The following is a 19986-nucleotide window of genomic DNA, read 5'->3' as shown; positions in this document are numbered from 1 at the left end:
GTTTAAGCCCGCACTGACGTAGCACAATCTTCCCGAGAAAGCTGCCCACGCCTTTTGAGCATTTAGTGCTATTATTCGACGACTGCGTTTAGCTGCACCACCAGAGTATGAGGATGTTTTATGGACCAAGCCGGTATCATTCGCGATTTGCTTGTCTGGCTGGAGAGCCATCTGGATCAACCCCTTTCACTGGATAACGTTGCCCTGAAAGCCGGTTACTCTAAATGGCATTTACAAAGGATGTTCAAGGACGTCACCGGCCACGCGATAGGCGCTTATATTCGTGCGCGGCGTCTGTCAAAAGCCGCGGTCGCGCTTCGCCTGACCAGCCGTCCGATTCTGGACATCGCCCTGCAGTATCGTTTCGACTCGCAGCAGACCTTCACCCGCGCGTTTAAAAAGCAGTTTAATCAGACGCCGGCCTGGTATCGTCGCTCTTCGGAGTGGAACTCATTCGGTATTCGTCCGCCGATTCGCCTCAGCGATGAGAAGCAGCCTGAACCGACGTTTGTCACCTTGCCGGAAACAGTGCTGGTGGGTCAAACCCAGAACTACACCTGTACACTGGAACAGATTTCCAGTTACCGCGACGAAATGCGCATCCACTTCTGGAAGCAGTTCCTGCTGGAAACCGACACGGTGCCGCCGGTGCTGTATGGCCTGCATCAGGTGCGCGCCAGTCAGGATAAGGATGACGAGCAGGAAATTCTCTATACCACGGCGGTGCCGGCCGACAGCGCAATGAACCTGCACTCCGGCCAGAGCGTGATCCTCGAAGCGGGCGACTATGTGCAGTTCACCTACACCGGGCCGCGCGTCGAGCTGCAGGAGTTTATCCTGTTGCTGTACGGCACCTGTATGCCAACGCTGGGGCTGACCCGCCGTCAGGGACAGGATATTGAACGCTTCTACACCCACGGTGGCAAAAAGCGCAGCGAGCCGCCATCCGAAATCCAGTGTGAATATCTGATTCCGATTCGTCGCCAGCCCGCCGGCAACTAAGCGATTCTGCCGTCATCACGACGGCAGAGGCGCTTCACCGTCGTTAGCGTTGCAGCTCATCGAGCGCAGGCGCATCCAGATGGGAAATATCCCCGGCGGTTTCCACCACCCAGCCTTCTGCCAGCCAGGCGCTCTGCTGATGATCGACGCGTGAGATCGAGCAGTTGCGCAGCCGCAGGCGCCGTTCCGCATGCGCTGGCAGGCCGAGGATGGTGCTGACCAGCACGCCCAGCGCCATACCGTGACTGACAATCAGAGGCCGGCTGCCGGCAGGCAGTTCGAGACAGGCATTCAGCGCCTGATGCATCCGCTCCGCCATCTCGGTCATCGACTCACCTTCCGGGATGCGTCCCCCTTCCGTGCCGTTAACCAGCGTGGCGCGCCACTGTTCCTCTTCGGCGGTTAACTCATCCAGCGGGCGCTTCTCCAGCACTCCCATGTTCAGTTCGCGCAGCCGGGGATCGAGCGTCACCACGCAACCACAGGCATCAGCAATGATCTCAGCAGTGCGACGCGTACGCCCGAGATCGCTGGAGATGACGTGCGTAATGCCCAGTTTTTTGACGCGTTCTCCCACCTGATGGGCTTGTTGCTCACCTTTTTCCGTCAGCGGACTGTCGGACTGACCCTGAATGCGGCGTTCCGCATTCCATACCGTTTCACCGTGACGAACAAGATAGACCTGTAGCATGCTTAGTTTCCGTTATACTGCGACAAAAATCGCCTTAGAGCCTCCCCCCATCAGGCGTCATTGTTGCAGCCAGTCTGGACACGGATAGCGCGAAACAACCGGAGCGTACACGGAGTACGTGAGGATTGTGAGCACTGCCCAACTTCAGACTGCCAAATAAAATAGCCCGATGGGATAGGCTCTTAATCACCTAAGGGTTCAATCAATTATGTACCATGTTGTCGCAGCCACCACCAACCCAGCGAAGATTCGCGCGATTGCGCAGGCATTCAACGACGTTTTCGGCGAGGGATCCTGCCATATTGAGGGGGTCGAGGTCGATAGTGGCGTTGCAGCACAACCGTTAACCCACCTTGAAACGCGAACCGGCGCACGCCAGCGCGTGATGAATGCGCGACAGGTCCGACCTGAAGCGGCATTCTGGGTGGCCATCGAGGCCGGCATTGAAGATGACTGCGCCTTCGCCTGGATGGTGGTAGAAAATCAGAAACAGCGGGGAGAATCGCGTTCGGCCAGCTTCACCCTACCGCCGGTGGTACTGGCTGGATTGCGTGAAGGCCGCGAACTGGGCGAAGAGATGGCACGGTTAACCGGCATTGAGAATATTAAACAGCAGGGCGGCGCGATTGGTGCCTTTACTCAGGGTCTGCTCAGCCGCTCCAGCGTCTATCATCAGGCACTGATTCTGGCGCTCTGCCCGTTTGTTCATCCGCTTTATCAGCAGTAATCAGCCGCGACCCAGGCGCGCTTCCAGCCAGCGTTTCAGCTCCGGTGGCGCCTCTTTCAGACTGTTTGAGCCACGTGTGATGGTCGCGATGCCGACGCCAAGCTCGTTTTTCAGCTCGCGCTGGCTCATCTCGCCGTTCATCAGCTCTTCAATAATCCGCAGACGGGTGCCAAAGGCTTCGCGCTCATCTGGCGTCATCATCAGCTGCATCAGCGGCAGCGCATGGCCGTCAGCAAAGGCCTGCTGCATCAGCGCAACAAAGCGATGCCAGCTATCTTCGGTGGCGGGAGAATCAGGTTGGGTCATGAAGAGGCTTCCGTACTCGCTAAAGAGTACGGAAGCTTAGCACAGCTAGTAACGGCGATTCCACTCGCCATCTGACAGGATCTTGTCAGGCTCGCCCATGAAGTGACGATAGTAGGCGTCATACGCCAGCACGTTCTTCACGTAACCGCGGGTTTCTGAGAACGGAATGGTCTCAATAAACGCCACCGCATCGAGATTACCGCCACTGGTTTTCTGCCAGCTACGTACCCGGCCGGGACCGGCATTGTAAGCCGCCGAGGCGAAGATCCGGTTCTGACCAAACTGCTGGTAGACATACTCCAGATACTGGGTGCCGATCTGAATATTGGTCTCAGGGTCCAGCAGCTGACTGGCGTTCGCATAGCCCGGCATGTTGTACATCTTAACGGTATGCGCCGCAGTGGCGGGCATAATCTGCATCAGGCCGCTGGCTCCGACCGGTGAACGTGCTTTCGGGTTCCACGCGCTCTCCTGACGTGAAATGGCCATCGCGTAGCTCGGTGGAATCTGCTTATCCTGAGTATTACGCTGATAAACGCTCTGCCACGCCAGCGGGAACCGCTCTTTCAGGCTGTCCCACATCTTCGCAGTAATGGTGGCCTGCACGCTGAGATCCCACCAGTCCTGCTCGTTAGCGTAACGCGCCAGCATCTGCTGCTGATTGTGCGGACGGCTGGCAATCAGGTTGGCCCATTCGCTGCGCGCCAGGTTATCCAGACCCCAGTACATCAGTTCACGCACCCGGGCCAGTTCTGCGCCCTGCACCGTTGCGCTATCCGGCTTCGGTGCTTCATCAACCTGCAGCGGATAATCGACGCCTAACCGCTGCGCCGCCACCATTGGATAGAAACCGCGAGCCTGCATCAGCTTGCGCAGGATCTCTTCCGCTTCCTCTTTACGATCTTTCTCAAACAGCAGATCGGCCTGCCAGTACTGCCATTCATCTTTCTGTTTGGCTTCCAGCGGCAGACGGGCGATCCAGGTATTCAGGCCGCGTCGATCGTGCTGGCTGAGCGCCAGCCGCACCCGGCGCTCCACCAGCGCGGTCGATTCACTGTTCATGACTACCGCATCACGCCAGCGCGCCTGTTCCGATGTCAGATCGCTGCCCATCATGCGCCATACCACAATCTCTTTCAGCGCCTGCTCATCTTCCGGCCCCATCTTTTGCGCCCGCACCAGAATCGGGATCAGGCTGCGGGCATTCTCCATATCCTGGCGGGCGACCCGGGTGAAGGCGTAGATCGTCGCCTGGCGGGTAAAGTCTGTTGGCCCGACGGCGCTGGCAAAGGTGCTGACCGTCAGCGGGTCCTGCTGCAACGCCTGGATCGCGTCAGACATGGTCTGGTAATCAGCCGGCAGCGTTTTCGCCAGGAAGCTCACCAGGCTGTCGTTACCGGCTTTCATCGCCAGCCGGATACGTTCGAGAATGGTGATCGGTGAGAGCTGGCCAGAGGATTGCCATACCGAGAAGAGTTTATCGCAGTCATTGGGCAGCGCCGTGCCGCGCAGCCAGATCTGTTTGGCACCGTCAAAGGCCGCCTGCTGCTGACCGGTGGCCCATTTGGCGTAGTACCAGTTACAGCGTGCCTGCACCGGTTTCGGCTCGGTCGGGCTGAAGTTGAGCACGCCCTGCCAGTCCTGACGATGCGCCAGCACGTTGATAAAACGGGTGCTGAGCGATCGCGCCGGCGGCAACGTCGGATATTGTCGGATAAAGTTTTGTACCGCCAGGCTGGTCTCCTGATCGAGATCCTGCGCCAGCAGGCGATATTGCAAATAAGGATAGAGCGGATAATCCTGTAGCGTTGGCAACAGTTGATCCACCGTGGCCATCTGGTTACTGTCCCAGGCCTGTTTAATTTGTTGATAACGCTGTCGTTGTTGATCAAGCGAATCGGCCCATGCGCTGCTGGCCGTGCCGACCAGGCAGATCCCTACCATCCAGTTACGCCACTTCACCACGTAAATCTCCTCTGTTGCTGGGCGTCGGCGAGTTGCCAGACTCCCTTCATGCTAACCAGGCCACCCGGCTCTTGCCATGTTCTTCACAAAATTTACGCACGGCAGGACTAAACGCACCGCTATCGCCCGCCTCCTGCGCCGCCATTGTGCAAATAATCATCACAAATTCTTATGACAAACGCGGATAACCCGTTGAATCAGGGTGTTAAAAAAATGGCACAGCCTTTGCTCTGTTGAACTCCATCTTGTATACCAGCTGGAATTCATCGTATGGCTTCGACCTTTGGCTTAACCCTTCACGACTGGCAGCAACGGCTGCAACTGGCCCCACAGCAGATCATTCCGCTGCTGGCGTCCCATCTGGCGGCGCTGGATCCGCAGGATAATGCCTGGATCTATCTTGCCACGCCGGCGCAGCTAATGGCGCAGCTGGAACCGCTGCTGGCACAGTTTCAACGCGACCCAGCGTCGCTGCCGCTGTTTGGCGTCCCGTTCGCCGTCAAGGACAACACCGATGTCGCTGGCTGGCCTACCACCGCCGCCTGTCCGGCCTTCACTTACATCGCTGACAATGATGCGACGGTGGTCGCCAGGCTGAAAGCCGCCGGCGCGGTAGTGATCGGCAAAACCAACCTTGACCAGTTCGCGACCGGCCTGGTCGGTAGCCGCTCGCCGTATGGCGCGGTCACTAATACCTTTGATGCCGACTACGTCAGTGGCGGCTCCAGCTCCGGTTCAGCTTCGGTACTGGCGCGCGGGCTGGTCGGCTTCTCCCTCGGTACCGACACCGCCGGATCGGGTCGGGTCCCGGCCGGGTTTAACAATATTGTCGGTCTGAAACCGACCAAAGGCTGGTTCTCTGCCCGCGGCGTGGTGCCAGCCTGCCGGCTGAATGACACCCTGTCGGTGTTCGCGCTGACGGTGGAAGACGCTTTTACCGTCGCCAGCCTCGCCGGGGGATTCGACGCCGGTGACGCCTATTCGCGCGTCAATCCGCATACGGCCCCGGCCAGCCTGCCCGCTCATCCACATTTTGCCGTACCGGCCAATCCCGAATTCTTTGATGATGCGGCGGCCGAAGCGGCCTGGGATCAGGCGCTGGAAGCGCTGCTGGTGGCGGGCGTGACGCTGCATCCGATTGATTTCACTCCGTTCCGCCAGCTGGCTGAGCAGCTCTATTCCGGTCCCTGGGTAGCCGAGCGCACCGCCGCAGTCGGCGAGATGCTGCAACGTCCGGCTGAGATGGACCCGGTGGTGCACGGCATCGTCGCCAGCGGCCTGAAATACAGCGCCGTTGAGGCTTATCAGGCGGAGTACCTGCGGGCCGAGCTGACGCGACAAATTCAGCAGACCCTGGCGCAGTTTGACGCGCTGGTGGTGCCGACCTCCCCCACCATCCACACGCTGGCGGAGATGGCTCAGGAGCCGGTGCATTACAACTCGCAGTTCGGCACCTATACCAACTTCACCAATCTGGCCGACCTCGCCGCGCTGGCGCTGCCCGGTCCGTTCCGCAATGACGATTTACCGGCGGGCATCACGCTGATCGCACCCGCCTGGCACGATCGTGCACTGGCTGAGTTCGGTCTGCGCTGGCAGCAGCAACTGGCGCTGCCGCTCGGTGCCACCGGCCAGCCACAGCCCACCCGATCGCGCGCCCTGCCGCCCTCCTCCGATCACGTGCGTGTTGCGGTGGTCGGCGCTCACCTCACCGGTATGCCGCTCAATTTCCAGCTAACCAGCCGGGATGCGGTGTGGGTAGAGGAGACGCAAACAGCCGCTCACTATCGGCTGTTCGCACTGCTGGACGGCGCGATCAAAAAACCGGGCCTGATGCGCGATGAACGCGGTGCCGCCATCACCGTCGAGCTGTGGGATATCCCGCTGGCGCGCTTTGGCGAGTTCGTGGCAGAAATCCCGCCACCGCTGGGCATCGGCAGCCTGACGCTGGCAGACGGTCGGGTAGTGAAAGGCTTTATCTGTGAAGGCTCGGCGCTGAACAACGCGCTGGAAATTACCGAAACTGGCGGCTGGCGCAACTGGCTGGCGACACAAGGGAGTCTCTGAACCATGTTCAGCACCGTATTAATTGCCAACCGCGGCGAAATTGCCTGTCGCGCCATCCGTACCCTGAAGCGCCTCGGCGTGAAAAGCGTGGCGGTCTACTCCGATGCCGACCGTAATGCGCAGCACGTTCAGCAGGCCGATGTGGCGATTGCGCTGGGCGGCGATAAAGCCAGCGACAGCTATCTGCGCATCGACAAAATTCTGGCAGCGGCACAGCAGAGCGGTGCTGACGCTATCTGGCCAGGCTACGGATTCCTGTCAGAGAGCCTGCCGTTCGCCGAAGCCTGTGAGCAGGCGGGAATCGCTTTTGTCGGCCCGACGGCACAGCAGATCGGTGAGTTCGGCCTGAAGCACCGCGCCCGTGAACTGGCCGCGCGAGCCGGTGTGCCAATGACGCCCGGCACGCCGCTGCTGGATTCGCTGGAGACGGCGTTGCAGGCCGCCGAACAGATCGGCTATCCGGTGATGCTGAAGAGTACCGCCGGCGGCGGTGGGATTGGTCTGACGCGCTGCGCCGATGCCGCCGCGTTAGCCAGTGCCTGGGAGAGCGTGCGCCGCCTCGGCGAACAGTTTTTCAGTGACGCGGGCGTCTTTTTGGAGCGCTGCATCGATCGCGCGCGTCATGTTGAAGTGCAGATTTTCGGCGATGGCCGCGGCACCGTGGTGGCGCTGGGTGAGCGCGACTGCTCGCTGCAACGCCGTAATCAAAAGGTGGTAGAGGAGACCCCGGCGCCGGGCCTGTCCCCGGCCACGCGTGACGCGCTACTGGCTTCGGCGGTCCGTCTGGGCCAGCTGGTCAACTACCGCAGCGCCGGCACCGTGGAGTACATCTACGACGTCACCCAGCAGGCGTTTTACTTTCTCGAAGTGAATACCCGTCTGCAGGTTGAGCATCCGGTTACCGAATGCGTGACCGGGCTGGATCTGGTCGAGTGCATGCTAAAAGTGGCGGCGGGCGATGAGATTGACTGGCCGCGCCTGCAGCAGGCTCCCCAGGGTGCCGCCATTGAAGTGCGACTCTACGCGGAAGATCCGCTGAAGAACTTCCAGCCCAGCCCAGGCCTGTTAACCGCCGTCAGCTTTCCCACTGGCGTGCGCATCGACAGCGGCATTGAAACCGGCAGCGAAGTCTCCAGCTTCTACGATCCGATGGTGGCGAAGCTGATTGTACATGCCGACAGCCGCGAGGCGGCGCTGGCAAAAATGCAGCAGGCGCTGGATGCCACCCAGCTGCACGGCATCGCCACTAACCTCGACTACCTGCGCCAGATCGTGGCGACTGAGGCCTTTCACAGCGGCACGGTCTGGACACGCTTTCTCGACAGTTTCACCCCGGCCGCCCCGGTGATTGAAGTGCTGCAGCCGGGTACCTTCAGTTCGATTCAGGATTATCCGGGCCGCCTCGGCTACTGGGATATTGGCGTTCCGCCGTCTGGTCCGATGGATGATTTCGCCTTCCGTCTGGCGAACCGGATTGTCGGCAATGACGAATCGGCGGCCGGCCTCGAGTTTACCTTGCAGGGCCCGACGCTGCGCTTTCACACTGATGCGACGGTGGCACTGACCGGCGCTGACTGCGCCGCCACGCTGGATGGCGAACCGGTCAGCAACTGGCAGCCGCTGACGGTGAAAGCGGGACAAACCCTGGCACTGGGCCGCGCGCAGCAGGGTTGCCGCGGCTACCTCGCGGTACGCAACGGTTTCGACGTACCGGAATATCTCGGCAGCCGCAGCACCTTCTCGCTGGGTCAGTTTGGCGGCCATGCCGGACGGACGCTGCGGGTTGCGGATATGCTGCCGATCTCCCGGCCTGCGCTGGCAGCCTGCACCACTCCGCCTCCGGTCAGCGCCCCTCAGGCGCTTGATGCCGCATTGATTCCGCACTACGGCACCGAATGGCGTATCGGCGTGCTCTACGGTCCGCACGGCGCACCAGACTTCTTCACCCAGGCTGCCATCGACGAATTCTTTGCCAGCGACTGGCAGGTACATTACAACTCCAACCGTCTCGGCGTGCGGTTAGTCGGTCCGAAACCGAGCTGGACCCGCGCCAACGGCGGCGAGGCGGGCCTGCACCCTTCTAACGTTCACGACTGTGAATATGCCATTGGCGCCATCAATTTTACCGGTGACTTTCCGGTGATCCTGACGCACGACGGCCCGAGCCTCGGCGGATTCGTTTGTCCGGTGACCATCGCCAAAGCCGAACTGTGGAAAGTCGGTCAGGTTAAACCAGGCGATCGCATTCGTTTCCATCCGATCAGTGCCGATGACGCGCTGGCACGAGAAAAGGCGCAGCAGCAGGTGATCGCCACCCTGCGTCCGCACCATGCGCCGACGTTTGCCGTGCCGTCGCTGGCCGAAACCGCCAGCGGCTCCGCGACCATACTGGCGGCGATTGACGCCACCGCAACCACGCCGCAAGCGGTCTACCGTCAGGCCGGTGACAAATATGTGCTGATTGAATATGGCGACAACGTGCTGGATCTGGCGCTGCGACTGCGCGTTCACCTGCTGATGATGGCGCTGAGCGAACGAGCGGTGCCCGGCGTAGAAGAGCTGTCACCCGGCGTGCGTTCACTGCAGGTGCGCTACGACAGCCGCATCATCAGCCAGTCCGACCTGATGTCGCTGTTGCTGGGGCTGGAGGCGACGCTGGGCGATGTCAGCACGCTGAAAGTGCCGTCGCGAGTGGTGTGGATGCCAATGGCGTTTGAAGACAGCGCCACCCTCGGCGCGGTAGCGCGCTACCAGGAAACGGTACGCGCCAGCGCTCCCTGGCTGCCGAACAACGTTGACTTTATTCAGCGCATCAACGGCTTAACCCAGCGTGAACAGGTCAGAGACACCCTGTTCAACGCCAGCTATCTGGTGCTAGGACTGGGCGACGTTTATCTTGGCGCGCCCTGTGCAGTGCCCATCGATCCGCGCCATCGTCTGCTGAGTTCCAAATACAGCCCGGCCCGCACCTTCACCGCCGAAGGCACGGTCGGCATCGGCGGCATGTACATGTGCATCTATGGCATGGACTCACCCGGCGGCTATCAGCTGGTCGGCCGGACGTTACCGATCTGGAACACCTTCCTGAAAAATCCCCAGTTTGCCGCCGAACAGCCGTGGCTGCTGCGCTTCTTCGATCAGGTGCGTTTCTATCCGGTGAGTGAAGCCGAGCTGACGCAGCTGCGGGAAGATTTCCGCGAAGGCCGCACCAGCCTGCGGATCGAAGAGACGCTGTTTGATTTTGCTGCCCACCAGCAATTCCTGGCGGACAACGCTGATGATATCGCCGCATTCCGCCAGCGTCAGGCCGCCGCGTTTGAGCAGGAGGTGACGCTGTGGGCGCAGGAAGAGCAGAGTGCGCCGCCGACGCTGGACCCGCCGACCCCGATCGCTGAGCAGGATGACAGCGCGCTAGCGGTGCAGGCCGATATGAACGGCAACATCTGGAAAGTTTTGGTGCAGCCGGGTGAAACGGTCAGCGCCGGTCAGACGCTGGTTATCGTCGAAGCGATGAAGATGGAGCTGGCGATTGTCGCTCCCCGGAGTGGTCAGGTGAAACGCATTGCCTGCCAGGCGGGCCGTCCGGTCAGTCCGGGCGAAACCCTGCTGTGGCTGGAATAAGGAGTCACCATGACGATGCAGTCTCCCTCCCCGAAAGCCCGCCCGGAAGCGCTGGCGGAACGGGTTTATCAGGCGCTGAAGGAGGAGATTTTCGCCTTTCGCCTGATGCCCGGCGATCGCTTCAGTGAAAGTGAAATTGCCGGGCGGATGGCGGTCAGCCGCACGCCGGTACGTCAGGCGCTGTTCCGGCTGGAACGCGAAGGCTTTGTTGAAGTCTGGTTCCGCAGCGGCTGGCAGATCAGGAACTTCGATTTCGCCTGGTTCGAAGCGCTGTATGACCTGCGAACCGTGCTGGAGTGTGAAGCGGTAAAACGGCTGTGCGCCCTGCCCGCCGCCCAGTGCAGCGCCCTGTTAACCGGGCTGACGCGCTTCTGGTGCCAGGCGGAGCGACTGACCGCCGGCCTGACGGTATCGCAGCACGATGAGGCGTTTCACATGACGCTGGTGGCCGCTGCGGGTAATCCGGAAATGGCGCGTATTCACGCCGAACTGACGGAGAAAATCCGCATTATCCGCCGTCTCGACTTCACCTCTGACGATCGGATAACCGCCACCTATCAGGAGCATGAACAGATTTTACAGGCAATTTTTCAGCAACAGACCGAGGAGGCACAACGCATCCTGACTGACCACATCGCCGTCAGCAAGGCGGAAGTCAGGAAAATTACTTTGCACCGACTCCAGCAGGCCCGGCTTCAACCCATTGAATAACAAACACAAAATTGAGGGGTTTTAACACGATGAAAAGACGTTCATTGCTCAAGGCTTTTGCTCTCTCCGCTACCGTTGCCAGCATCGGCCTCGCCTGGGGCGCGCAGGCGGCTGACACCATTAAGGTCGGCATCATGCACTCCCTGTCAGGGACCATGGCGATTTCGGAAACGCCACTCAAAGATGTGGCGCTGATGACCATCGATGAGATCAACGCCAAAGGCGGCGTGCTGGGGAAAAAGCTGGAGCCGGTGGTGGTCGATCCCGCCTCTAACTGGCCGCTGTTTGCCGAGAAGGCACGACAGCTACTGGCCCAGGACAAGGCGGCGGTGGTGTTTGGCTGCTGGACCTCGGTATCGCGCAAATCGGTGCTGCCGGTGTTTGAGGAGCTGAATGGCCTGCTGTTCTATCCGGTGCAGTATGAGGGCGAAGAGATGTCACCTAACGTGTTCTATACCGGCGCAGCGCCCAACCAGCAGGCGATCCCGGCGGTTGAATACCTGATGAGCGAGGATGGCGGCAGTGCTAAACGCTTCTTCCTGCTCGGCACCGATTATGTCTATCCCCGCACGACCAACAAGATCCTGCGTGCCTTCCTGCACAGTAAGGGCGTCCAGGATAAAGATATCGAAGAGGTCTACACCCCGTTTGGTTACAGCGATTACCAGACCATCGTCTCAAACATCAAAAAGTTTGCTGCCGGCGGCAAAACGGCGGTGGTTTCCACCATCAACGGCGACTCTAACGTTCCGTTCTATAAAGAGCTGGCTAATCAGGGCATTAAAGCCACCGATATTCCGGTCGTGGCCTTCTCGGTCGGGGAAGAAGAGCTGCGCGGTATCGATACCAAACCGCTGGTCGGTCAGTTAGCGGCGTGGAACTATTTTGAGTCAATCGATAACCCGACCAACGCTAAATTTGTCGCTGACTACCGTGCTTATGCCAAAGCCCACAACCTGCCGAATGCCGCCAGCGTGGTCACCAACGATCCGATGGAAGCGACCTATGTCGGTATTCATATGTGGGCGCAGGCGGTAGAAAAAGCTGGCACCACCGACGTGGATAAAGTACGGGCGGCGATGGCCGGTCAGACCTTCAAAGCGCCAGACGGCTTTACCCTGGCCATGGATCAGACCAACCACCATCTGCATAAGCCGGTGATGATCGGTGAAGTGGAAGAGAACGGTCAGTTCAACGTGGTGTGGCAGACCGATCAACCGGTACGCGCTCAGCCATGGAGCCCGTACATAGCCGGTAATGATAAGAAGCCCGACCACCCGGTGAAAGCCGCGCAGTAAGCGCGTGACGTGCCGGTCTGCGGCTCTGCCGACCGGCGCCTGCCCGTTGCGCTGATGGCGTACGGCAAATCAGGTCGTCCGCCGCCATCCATTTAACGAGGTCCTCTCTATGAACCTTTGCCGCTGCCTTTTCAGCCTGCTGCTGCTGATGCCGCTGTTTGCCAGTGCCGGACCGGCGGCAGACTTCGCCGCTGCCAGCCGTAGCCAGCAGGCGACGCTGCTGCAACAGTGGGCTGCCGCGCCAGACAGCAGCCGGTTACCGCTGCTGGAAGCGCTGCACGCCGAAAACGTGGTCATCGACCAGAATAAACAGCCGTTCAGCCAGCAGGGCAGCAGGTTGCTGCCGCTGGATGCCCAGCCACAGCCGAACGGCAGCCTGAAAAAACTGTTTATGAACAACCGGCTGCGGGTGCTGGTCAACGGCGCGCTGGCGGCGCATCAGCTGGTGAGCGACGATGCCGGACTGCGGTTGCGCGCGGCGCGACAGTTGCAAAATGACGGCGCAGCCGATCAGCTGTCGCTGATTGAGCAGCGGCTGGCCGCCGAAAAGGATAGCCGGGTGCATGCCGCACTGGCGCTGGCGCTGGCCAACCTGCAGCTGGCAGATGCCCAGCCGATGGTGCGGCTGAAGGCAGTTAAGCTGCTGGGCGAATCCAGCGATCCCAATACTCAGGCCAGCCTGCAACGCTTAACCCAGCCGGCGAACGAACCAGACGCCACGGTGCGTGCCGCCGCCGCCGACAGCCTGCAACAGATTCAGAAACGCCTGATGTGGGGCGATCTGCTGGGCCAGGCGTTCAGCGGCCTGTCGCTGGGCTCGGTTTTGCTGCTGGCGGCGCTGGGACTGGCGATCACTTACGGTCTGCTTGGCGTGATCAATATGGCGCACGGTGAAATGCTGATGCTCGGTGCTTATGCCACCTGGTGGGTACAGAGCCTGTTTCAGCAGTTTGCGCCGCACTACCTGGCCTGGTATCCGCTGCTGGCACTGCCGGTGGCGTTTATGGTGACGGCCGCCATCGGAATGGCGCTGGAACGCACGGTGATCCGCCATCTTTACGGTCGCCCGCTGGAAACGCTGCTGGCGACGTGGGGTATCAGCCTGATGCTGATTCAGGCGGTGCGCATGCTGTTCGGGGCGCAAAACCTCGAAGTGGCAAATCCGCAGTGGCTGTCAGGCGGACTGCAGGTGCTGCCTAACCTGGTGCTGCCGTGGAACCGCATCGCCGTGATTCTGTTTGTGATCTTTGTGCTGGCACTCACCTGGCTGTTGCTGAATCGCACCCGTCTTGGCATGAACGTGCGCGCCGTTACGCAGAATCGCGCCATGGCCGACTGCTGCGGCGTGCCGACCGGCCGGGTCGATATGCTGGCGTTTGGTCTGGGGTCTGGTATTGCCGGACTGGGCGGCGTGGCGCTGTCGCAACTCGGCAACGTCGGGCCAGAACTGGGACAGGGCTACATTATCGACTCGTTTCTGGTGGTGGTGCTGGGCGGCGTCGGCCAGCTGGCGGGCACCGTGGTCGCTGCCTTCAGCCTCGGCATTGTTAATAAAGTGCTGGAACCGCAGATCGGCGCGGTGCTCGGCAAGATCCTGATTCTGGTAATTATCGTGCTGTTTATCCAGAAACGTCCTCAGGGACTGTTTGCGGTGAAGGGAAGGGTGACTGACTGATGACGCAACCCATAACGCTCCGCGCCGCGCGCAAAGCGCCGCGCCTGACCCTCAGCATCGGCATGGTGGTCACTCTGGCGCTGCTGGTGATGCCGTTTCTGGCGCTGCTGCCCGCCGGCCATCCGCTGGCGATCTCCACCTATACCCTGACGCTGCTCGGCAAAATCCTCTGCTATGCGGTGGTGGCAGTGGCCCTCGACCTGGTGTGGGGTTACGCCGGATTACTGTCGCTGGGTCACGGCCTGTTTTTTGCTCTCGGTGGTTATGCGATGGGCATGTATCTGATGCGCCAGGCGGCAGGTGAAGGCTTACCGGCGTTTATGTCCTTTCTGTCGTGGCGTGAGCTGCCGTGGTTCTGGAGCGGAACCGAGCACTTCGCCTGGGCGCTGTGCCTCAGCGTACTGGCACCGGGATTGCTGGCGCTGGTATTTGGCTTTTTTGCCTTCCGTTCCCGCATCAAAGGCGTTTACTTTTCGATCATCACCCAGGCGCTGACCTACGCCGGTATGCTGCTGTTTTTCCGTAATGAAACCGGCTTTGGTGGCAACAACGGTTTCACCGGCTTTACCACCCTGCTCGGCTTTTCAGTGAGCGCGATCGGCACCCGCATCGGCCTGTTTATCGCCACGGTAGGATTGCTGTTGCTGAGCCTGGCGATCGGTTTCGCACTGGCACGCAGCAAGTTTGGCCGGGTGCTGACTGCGGTGCGCGACGCCGAAAACCGCCTGATGTTCTGCGGCTACGATCCGCGCGGCTTTAAGCTGTTTGTCTGGACCCTGTCGGCGATGCTGTGCGGACTGGCCGGGGCGCTTTACGTACCGCAGGTCGGGATTATTAATCCCGGCGAGATGTCGCCAGCCAACTCGATTGAAGCCGCCATCTGGGTGGCGCTGGGGGGGCGCGGTACGCTGATCGGCCCACTGCTGGGTGCCGCGATTGTTAACGGCGCGCGCAGCTTTTTCACCGTCGCTTTCCCGGAATACTGGCTGTTTTTCCTCGGCCTGATGTTCATCCTGGTGACGCTGTTTCTGCCGCACGGCGTGATTGGCCTGCTGCGCCGGAGGAAACATGACTGACGCACTGTTTACTCAACCTCATCCGGCGGATCGCCATCGGGCGCAGCGCGATCCGGTGCTGCAACTGGAGAAGATCAGCGTCTCGTTCGACGGCTTCCGCGCCCTGAGCGATCTCTCGTTACAGATCGGCGTCGGCGAACTGCGCTGCGTGATCGGCCCCAACGGCGCGGGCAAAACCACGCTGATGGATGTGATCACCGGTAAGACGCGGCCCGATTCCGGGCGGGTGATCTACGATCAGGACAGCGATCTTACCCGCCTGTCGCCGGTTGAAATCGCCCGTGCCGGGATCGGCCGTAAGTTCCAGAAACCAACGGTGTTTGAAGCGTTAACCGTGTTCGAGAATCTTGAGATCGCCCTGAAAGCCGAAAAAACGGTGTGGGCCAGTCTGCGCGCGCGCCTCAATGGCGAGCAGCAGGATCGGATCGATGAGGTGCTGAAGCTGCTGCGGCTCGGCGCAGAACGACAGCGTAGCGCGGGCCTGCTGTCGCACGGCCAGAAGCAGTTTCTGGAGATTGGCATGCTGCTGGTGCAGGAGCCGCACCTGCTGCTGCTGGATGAGCCAGCGGCGGGAATGACCGACGCTGAAACGGACTACACCGCCGAGCTGTTCCGCAACCTGGCGGGTAAGCATTCGCTGATGGTGGTGGAGCACGATATGGGCTTTGTCGAAACCATTGCCGACCACGTGACGGTGCTGCATCAGGGTCAGGTACTGGCCGAAGGATCATTGCGTGATGTGCAGGCCAATGAGCAGGTTATCGACGTTTATCTGGGGCGATAAGATGTTACAGGTTACTGAACTGAATCAATATTATGGCGGCAGTCATATTTTGCGTGGCCTGTCGTTTGAGGTAAAAGTGGGCGAGATCACCTGCCTGCTGGGCCGCAACGGCGTGGGCAAAACCACGCTGCTGAAATGTCTGATGGGGTTAATCCCGGCTAAATCGGGTGAGATCCGCTGGCAGCAGCAGAAGCTTAACGGCCGTAAACCGCACCAGCGGGTGCAGTCCGGCATTGCTTACGTGCCACAGGGTCGGGAGATTTTTCCGCGGCTGACGGTGGAAGAGAATCTGCTGCTCGGTTTGTCCCGCTTTCCGGCATCGCAGGCTCGCCAGGTGCCGGATGAGATCTACCAGCTGTTTCCGGTGTTGTTTGCCATGAAGTCGCGGCGCGGCGGCGATCTGTCCGGCGGCCAGCAACAGCAGCTGGCGATCGGCCGGGCGCTGGCCTGTCGGCCGCAGCTGTTGATCCTGGATGAGCCAACCGAAGGGATCCAGCCGTCGGTGATCAAAGAGATCGGCGCGGTGATCCGTCAGCTGGCGCAGCGCGGGGATATGGCGATCCTGCTGGTCGAGCAGTTTTATGACTTTGCGGCTGAACTGGCGGACAGCTATCTGGTGATGTCGCGCGGTGAAATCGTGCAGCGTGGCCGCGGCGACAGCATGGAAGCCGATGGCGTGCGCGGCCTGGTGGCGATTTAGGCCGCGCATCGGGTTTACAGCAATCCGGTCTCGACGGAAAAGTGGCGTTGTTCGCCGCTGGCGAGGGTGATTAAGCTGCCTGCCTGTTGCGCCGCCAGAAACCCTTCCGGCCGACAGGTGGCCGGCAGGATATAGGCCGCGACCTGTTGGTCGGCATTGTGCAGCAGCCAGCGGGTGGCGTGAGGAAACTGAGCGGTAGAGAAGCGCGTCATCATGGCGTATCCCGCCGGCGCGTGCAGCTCAAACTGCACCTCATCGCCATACTGCGGCAGATCGTCGGCGAAAAAGACGATCTCCGGATCGCATAACTGTGGCTGATCGAGCTGCTGCAACGCCTGCGGATCCTGCGCCAGCCGTGCGGTGTAGTCGCGCCAGGCGGGCGTCGGCCGTAAATGTGCCGGTATTGAGGTGCGCAGCCGGAATGCCCGATCCGGGATCGACTGCCGGAAACGCCCCTGCGCAATCCAGCTGCTGTTGAGATGACACATATACTGCAACGGCATCGGCGCACCGGCCAGATTGGTGACCGTCATCTCAATCTGCAGCCGCGGCCGATCGGCGTGCAGGCGTACCGCCGGTGCGGCCAGATAGTGATGGCCGAAGCCTTTGACATATTCACACTCGCCCTCCAGCGACAGCATATCCGCGTCCAGCACCAGCCACGCACTGTCAATCCGAGCGCAGGGCATTTCGCCATGCAGCGGATGATCGTCCTCGGGCGACGGACAGCCGTTAGCCAGCAGTCCGGAGTGGAAAGCGAAACAACCATAGGTGTCGATGATCGAATTGCCGGGCAGCGGCTGCTTAAAGCTGTTGCCCATGGTCAGCGTATGCCCTTCAAACTGCACATCCCAGATCATCTGACCAAAGAACGGCAGCACCGTCACCGACCCGCGCCGGTTATGGATCCGCACCGCTTCAATCCCCGCCGGATAACGGAACAGTTCCACCCGGAAGTCATCGCTCTGCAGCAGAACCTCAGGGGTAAAATGAAACTGCTCACGGCGCAACGGTAAACGGGTTTTCATGATGCATCCTCCACCAGACGACCGCCGGACACGGTCTGTTTCTTGTGGCGCAGTTCGCCATAGAAGTAAAAACCGACCCAGGCGAAGCAGAGCAGCGAGACGCCAAACGCCAGCTGCATTGAGCCAACCGAGTCAGAGACCAGCCCCTGCAGCGCGGGCACAAATGCTGCACCGACAATCGCCATCACGATAAACGCCCCCGCCACTTCGGTATATTTATTATCGACCGTCGCCAGGGTACCGGCGTAAATGGTCGCCCAGCAGGGACCAAACAGCACGCTGACGAACACCGCGGCGTAAACGGCGGTAAAGTCAGGCACCAGCATCACATAAGCCAGCGTCAGCACCCCCAGCACCGAATAGGCGATCAGCACTTTTTCAGCGCGGAAACGGGTCATCAGGAAGTTCGCCACGAACTTGCCGATAAAGAAGCAGATAAAGCTGTAGATCATAAAGTTAGAGGCGTGACGTTCATTGGCTGCGCCCAGCGTCAGCGCCAGACGAATGGTGAACGACCAGACCGCTACCTGCATCCCGACATAGAGAAACTGCGTCACGATGCCGCGTTTAAAGTGACGGTTGGTCGCCAGATAGCGAAAGGTCTCCGCCAGTGAAGGCAGCGATGTTTCGTTACTTTGCGGTTTGCAGCGCGGATAGCGGGTGAACATAAACAGCAGCATCACCACCACTAACACCATCACCAGATATTTGTAGGGTTCCAGCGTATGCTCCAGCATCGTCAGGCGAAACGCATGCGCCTGTTCAGCGGTCATGGTCGCCATCTGGCTCTGCAGGCTGTCCCCCTCCTGGAACACCAGATATTTACCCAGCACGATGCCCATCAGTGCGCCAATCGGATAGAACGTCTGGCTGATGTTGAGCCGCAGAGTTGCGTGATCCCGATGCCCAATCATTGAGCTGTAGGTATTGGCCGCGGTTTCCAGAAAGCTCAGGCCGATGGCGATGGCAAAGATCGCCGCGAGAAACATGGTGTAGGTCGCCATGTGCGAGGCGGGATAAAACGCCACGCAGCCCAGGATGTAGAGCGCCAGCCCGGTCAGGATCGCCAGCTTGTAGCTGGTTTTGCGGATCACCAGTGACGCCGGGATCGCAATCAGAAAATAGCCGCCGTAAAAGGCACTCTGTACCAGCGCGCTGGCAAAATCGCTTAAGGCGAAGACGCTTTTGAACTGGGTAATCAGGATATCGTTAAGGCTGGCAGCGCAGCCCCACAGCGGAAACAGGCACGACAGCAGAATGAACTGAAAGCGCGGCGTTTTATTCAGGTAGCCATCCGATTGCTGAACAATTTTCTGTTGCATAGCATCACCTCAGTGAAGATTAAGAAAGCGCTGAAAACCCTCTGCGTCGGGATAGGCGCGCTGGGTGCCGCGTCCGGTCACGCTGCAGGCGGCATAGGCCGAAGCCTGGGTCATGGCGGCCGCGATATCGCCGGTTTTAACCAGCAGGTGAGCAAAACAGCCGATAAAGGCATCGCCGGCACCGCTGGTGTCGACCGCCCGGACTGGCGTTGCCGCCACCCGGTGTACCGTATCGCCGTTCATCCATACCGAACCGCGACTGCCCAGTGTGATAATCAGGTTTTTCAGACCGCGCTTCAGCAGCGACCGCCCGGCAGCGATCACCTCCTCATCGCTGGCTACCGGCAGACCGGTGAGGATCTCCAGTTCGGTTTCATTAGGCATAAAGAAGTCACACTTGCAGGCGTAGTGGATGTCGAGATCGGCCACCGCTGGCGCAGGGTTCAGGATCACTTTGATCTGATGCTGACGGGCAAAATCGATGGCGTAATAGACCGTTTCCAGCGGGATCTCCAGCTGCAGAATGATCAGCTGGCAGGCTTTCAGCGCCTCAGCGGCGGCGTCGATATCGGCCGGCTTCAGCTGCTGGTTGGCACCTTTAATAATCAGGATGCGGTTCTGTGACCGATCGTCGACAAAGATCGGCGCCACACCGCTTGAAGTGCCCGCCGCCGTAGTGACGAAGCGGGTATCCACGCCCTGCTGTTGCAGATTCGCCACGGTATTAGGCGCAAACAGATCGTCGCCCACTTTGCTGACCATCATCACTTTCGCACCCATTCGGGCGGCAGCAACCGCCTGGTTAGCCCCCTTTCCGCCACAGCCAAGGGCAAAATCGGGTGCTTCAAGGGTTTCGCCCGCTTTCGGCAGGCTGTTGGTATAGGTAATCAGGTCGACCATGTTTGAGCCGATGACCGCGATATCCATGACTGTTTTCTCCCGAATGTTTTTTAACCATCAAATGTTATAAAATTAACAATAACAATTCTAAAAGGTTAAATATGTGATAAAAA

General features: G+C 60.1%; 16 protein-coding genes. 10 read left to right on the top strand and 6 right to left on the bottom strand.

Translation table 11 applies throughout. The features are described from left to right. The first annotated feature begins 120 nt into the window (after nt 1–120). A complete protein-coding gene (robA, locus tag ABIB18_RS08050; RefSeq protein ID WP_031376027.1) occupies nt 121–1002 on the top strand; it encodes an MDR efflux pump AcrAB transcriptional activator RobA in 882 nt (293 codons plus the stop codon). A 43-nt stretch (nt 1003–1045) separates the two neighbouring features. Here robA and gpmB read toward each other — a convergent pair whose 3' ends face one another. Then, nucleotides 1046–1693 carry a 2,3-diphosphoglycerate-dependent phosphoglycerate mutase GpmB gene (gene gpmB, locus ABIB18_RS08045; protein ID WP_046289181.1) on the bottom strand — a complete coding sequence of 216 codons (648 nt, stop codon included), beginning with the start codon at nt 1691–1693 and terminating at the stop codon, nt 1046–1048. 208 nt (nt 1694–1901) lie between these two features. Here gpmB and yjjX point away from each other — a divergent pair, with 208 nt between their 5' ends. Next, nucleotides 1902–2420: an inosine/xanthosine triphosphatase gene (gene yjjX / locus ABIB18_RS08040; RefSeq protein WP_031376028.1), complete on the top strand. Its 519-nt coding sequence runs from the start codon at nt 1902–1904 to the stop codon at nt 2418–2420. Here the strand turns inward: yjjX and trpR are convergent, their stop codons facing one another. Both trpR and sltY read right to left on the bottom strand, forming a co-directional pair. Then, complete coding sequence (trpR, locus tag ABIB18_RS08035) at nt 2421–2726, bottom strand: trp operon repressor (protein WP_031376029.1); 306 nt, start codon at nt 2724–2726, stop codon at nt 2421–2423. A 45-nt stretch (nt 2727–2771) separates the two neighbouring features. Beyond that, nucleotides 2772–4691, bottom strand: a complete 1920-nt coding sequence (sltY, locus tag ABIB18_RS08030) for a murein transglycosylase (protein ID WP_354473946.1) — start codon at nt 4689–4691, stop codon at nt 2772–2774. 270 nt (nt 4692–4961) lie between these two features. Between sltY and atzF the strand changes: the two genes are divergently transcribed. From atzF to urtE, 8 genes are all read left to right on the top strand, one after another. After that, nucleotides 4962–6758 (top strand): allophanate hydrolase, encoded by a 1797-nt coding sequence (atzF, locus tag ABIB18_RS08025; protein WP_354473945.1) that lies wholly within the window; start codon nt 4962–4964, stop codon nt 6756–6758. Nucleotides 6759–6761: 3 nt separating this feature from the next. Then, nucleotides 6762–10379 carry an urea carboxylase gene (uca, locus tag ABIB18_RS08020; protein ID WP_354473944.1) on the top strand — a complete coding sequence of 1206 codons (3618 nt, stop codon included), beginning with the start codon at nt 6762–6764 and terminating at the stop codon, nt 10377–10379. Nucleotides 10380–10388: 9 nt separating this feature from the next. After that, nucleotides 10389–11090, top strand: a complete 702-nt coding sequence (locus ABIB18_RS08015) for a GntR family transcriptional regulator (RefSeq protein WP_031376033.1) — start codon at nt 10389–10391, stop codon at nt 11088–11090. A gap of 29 nt (nt 11091–11119) precedes the next feature. After that, nucleotides 11120–12388 (top strand): urea ABC transporter substrate-binding protein, encoded by a 1269-nt coding sequence (gene urtA, locus ABIB18_RS08010; RefSeq protein ID WP_354473943.1) that lies wholly within the window; start codon nt 11120–11122, stop codon nt 12386–12388. A gap of 109 nt (nt 12389–12497) precedes the next feature. Beyond that, nucleotides 12498–14063: an urea ABC transporter permease subunit UrtB gene (gene urtB / locus ABIB18_RS08005; RefSeq protein WP_089561358.1), complete on the top strand. Its 1566-nt coding sequence runs from the start codon at nt 12498–12500 to the stop codon at nt 14061–14063. Continuing rightward, nucleotides 14063–15139, top strand: a complete 1077-nt coding sequence (gene urtC, locus ABIB18_RS08000) for an urea ABC transporter permease subunit UrtC (RefSeq protein ID WP_354473942.1) — start codon at nt 14063–14065, stop codon at nt 15137–15139. Before urtB ends, urtC begins: the two co-directional genes overlap by 1 nt. After that, nucleotides 15132–15923 carry an urea ABC transporter ATP-binding protein UrtD gene (gene urtD, locus ABIB18_RS07995; protein WP_031376036.1) on the top strand — a complete coding sequence of 264 codons (792 nt, stop codon included), beginning with the start codon at nt 15132–15134 and terminating at the stop codon, nt 15921–15923. The genes urtC and urtD overlap by 8 nt, the downstream gene beginning before the upstream one ends. A gap of 1 nt (nt 15924) precedes the next feature. Next, nucleotides 15925–16623 (top strand): urea ABC transporter ATP-binding subunit UrtE, encoded by a 699-nt coding sequence (urtE, locus tag ABIB18_RS07990; protein ID WP_031376037.1) that lies wholly within the window; start codon nt 15925–15927, stop codon nt 16621–16623. A 14-nt stretch (nt 16624–16637) separates the two neighbouring features. Here urtE and ABIB18_RS07985 read toward each other — a convergent pair whose 3' ends face one another. Genes ABIB18_RS07985 through rbsK form a run of 3 tightly spaced genes read right to left on the bottom strand, consistent with a single transcriptional unit; the run spans nt 16638 to nt 19900 of the window. After that, nucleotides 16638–17651 carry an aldose 1-epimerase family protein gene (locus ABIB18_RS07985; protein WP_354473941.1) on the bottom strand — a complete coding sequence of 338 codons (1014 nt, stop codon included), beginning with the start codon at nt 17649–17651 and terminating at the stop codon, nt 16638–16640. Then, nucleotides 17648–18973: an L-fucose:H+ symporter permease gene (gene fucP, locus ABIB18_RS07980; protein ID WP_046289179.1), complete on the bottom strand. Its 1326-nt coding sequence runs from the start codon at nt 18971–18973 to the stop codon at nt 17648–17650. The genes ABIB18_RS07985 and fucP overlap by 4 nt, the downstream gene beginning before the upstream one ends. A gap of 9 nt (nt 18974–18982) precedes the next feature. Next, nucleotides 18983–19900, bottom strand: coding sequence for a ribokinase (gene rbsK / locus ABIB18_RS07975; protein WP_031376039.1), 918 nt, complete (start codon nt 19898–19900; stop codon nt 18983–18985). Between the last annotated feature and the right edge of the window lie 86 nt (nt 19901–19986).

It is taken from the genome of Pantoea sp. UYEF8 (genome assembly GCF_040546285.1).
Lineage (GTDB): Bacteria > Pseudomonadota > Gammaproteobacteria > Enterobacterales > Enterobacteriaceae > Pantoea > Pantoea brenneri.
This window is presented reverse-complemented; position numbering and strand designations above follow the sequence as displayed.

Coding starts and splice junctions, on each gene's coding strand:
- robA (WP_031376027.1), top strand. CDS start 121: ATGGACCAAGCCGGTATCATTCGCGATTTGCTTGTCTGGCTGGAGAGC.
- gpmB (WP_046289181.1), bottom strand. CDS start 1,693: ATGCTACAGGTCTATCTTGTTCGTCACGGTGAAACGGTATGGAATGCG.
- urtD (WP_031376036.1), top strand. CDS start 15,132: ATGACTGACGCACTGTTTACTCAACCTCATCCGGCGGATCGCCATCGG.
- uca (WP_354473944.1), top strand. CDS start 6,762: ATGTTCAGCACCGTATTAATTGCCAACCGCGGCGAAATTGCCTGTCGC.
- yjjX (WP_031376028.1), top strand. CDS start 1,902: ATGTACCATGTTGTCGCAGCCACCACCAACCCAGCGAAGATTCGCGCG.
- urtE (WP_031376037.1), top strand. CDS start 15,925: ATGTTACAGGTTACTGAACTGAATCAATATTATGGCGGCAGTCATATT.
- urtB (WP_089561358.1), top strand. CDS start 12,498: ATGAACCTTTGCCGCTGCCTTTTCAGCCTGCTGCTGCTGATGCCGCTG.
- urtC (WP_354473942.1), top strand. CDS start 14,063: ATGACGCAACCCATAACGCTCCGCGCCGCGCGCAAAGCGCCGCGCCTG.
- urtA (WP_354473943.1), top strand. CDS start 11,120: ATGAAAAGACGTTCATTGCTCAAGGCTTTTGCTCTCTCCGCTACCGTT.
- atzF (WP_354473945.1), top strand. CDS start 4,962: ATGGCTTCGACCTTTGGCTTAACCCTTCACGACTGGCAGCAACGGCTG.
- ABIB18_RS08015 (WP_031376033.1), top strand. CDS start 10,389: ATGACGATGCAGTCTCCCTCCCCGAAAGCCCGCCCGGAAGCGCTGGCG.
- trpR (WP_031376029.1), bottom strand. CDS start 2,726: ATGACCCAACCTGATTCTCCCGCCACCGAAGATAGCTGGCATCGCTTT.
- rbsK (WP_031376039.1), bottom strand. CDS start 19,900: ATGGATATCGCGGTCATCGGCTCAAACATGGTCGACCTGATTACCTAT.
- ABIB18_RS07985 (WP_354473941.1), bottom strand. CDS start 17,651: ATGAAAACCCGTTTACCGTTGCGCCGTGAGCAGTTTCATTTTACCCCT.
- fucP (WP_046289179.1), bottom strand. CDS start 18,973: ATGCAACAGAAAATTGTTCAGCAATCGGATGGCTACCTGAATAAAACG.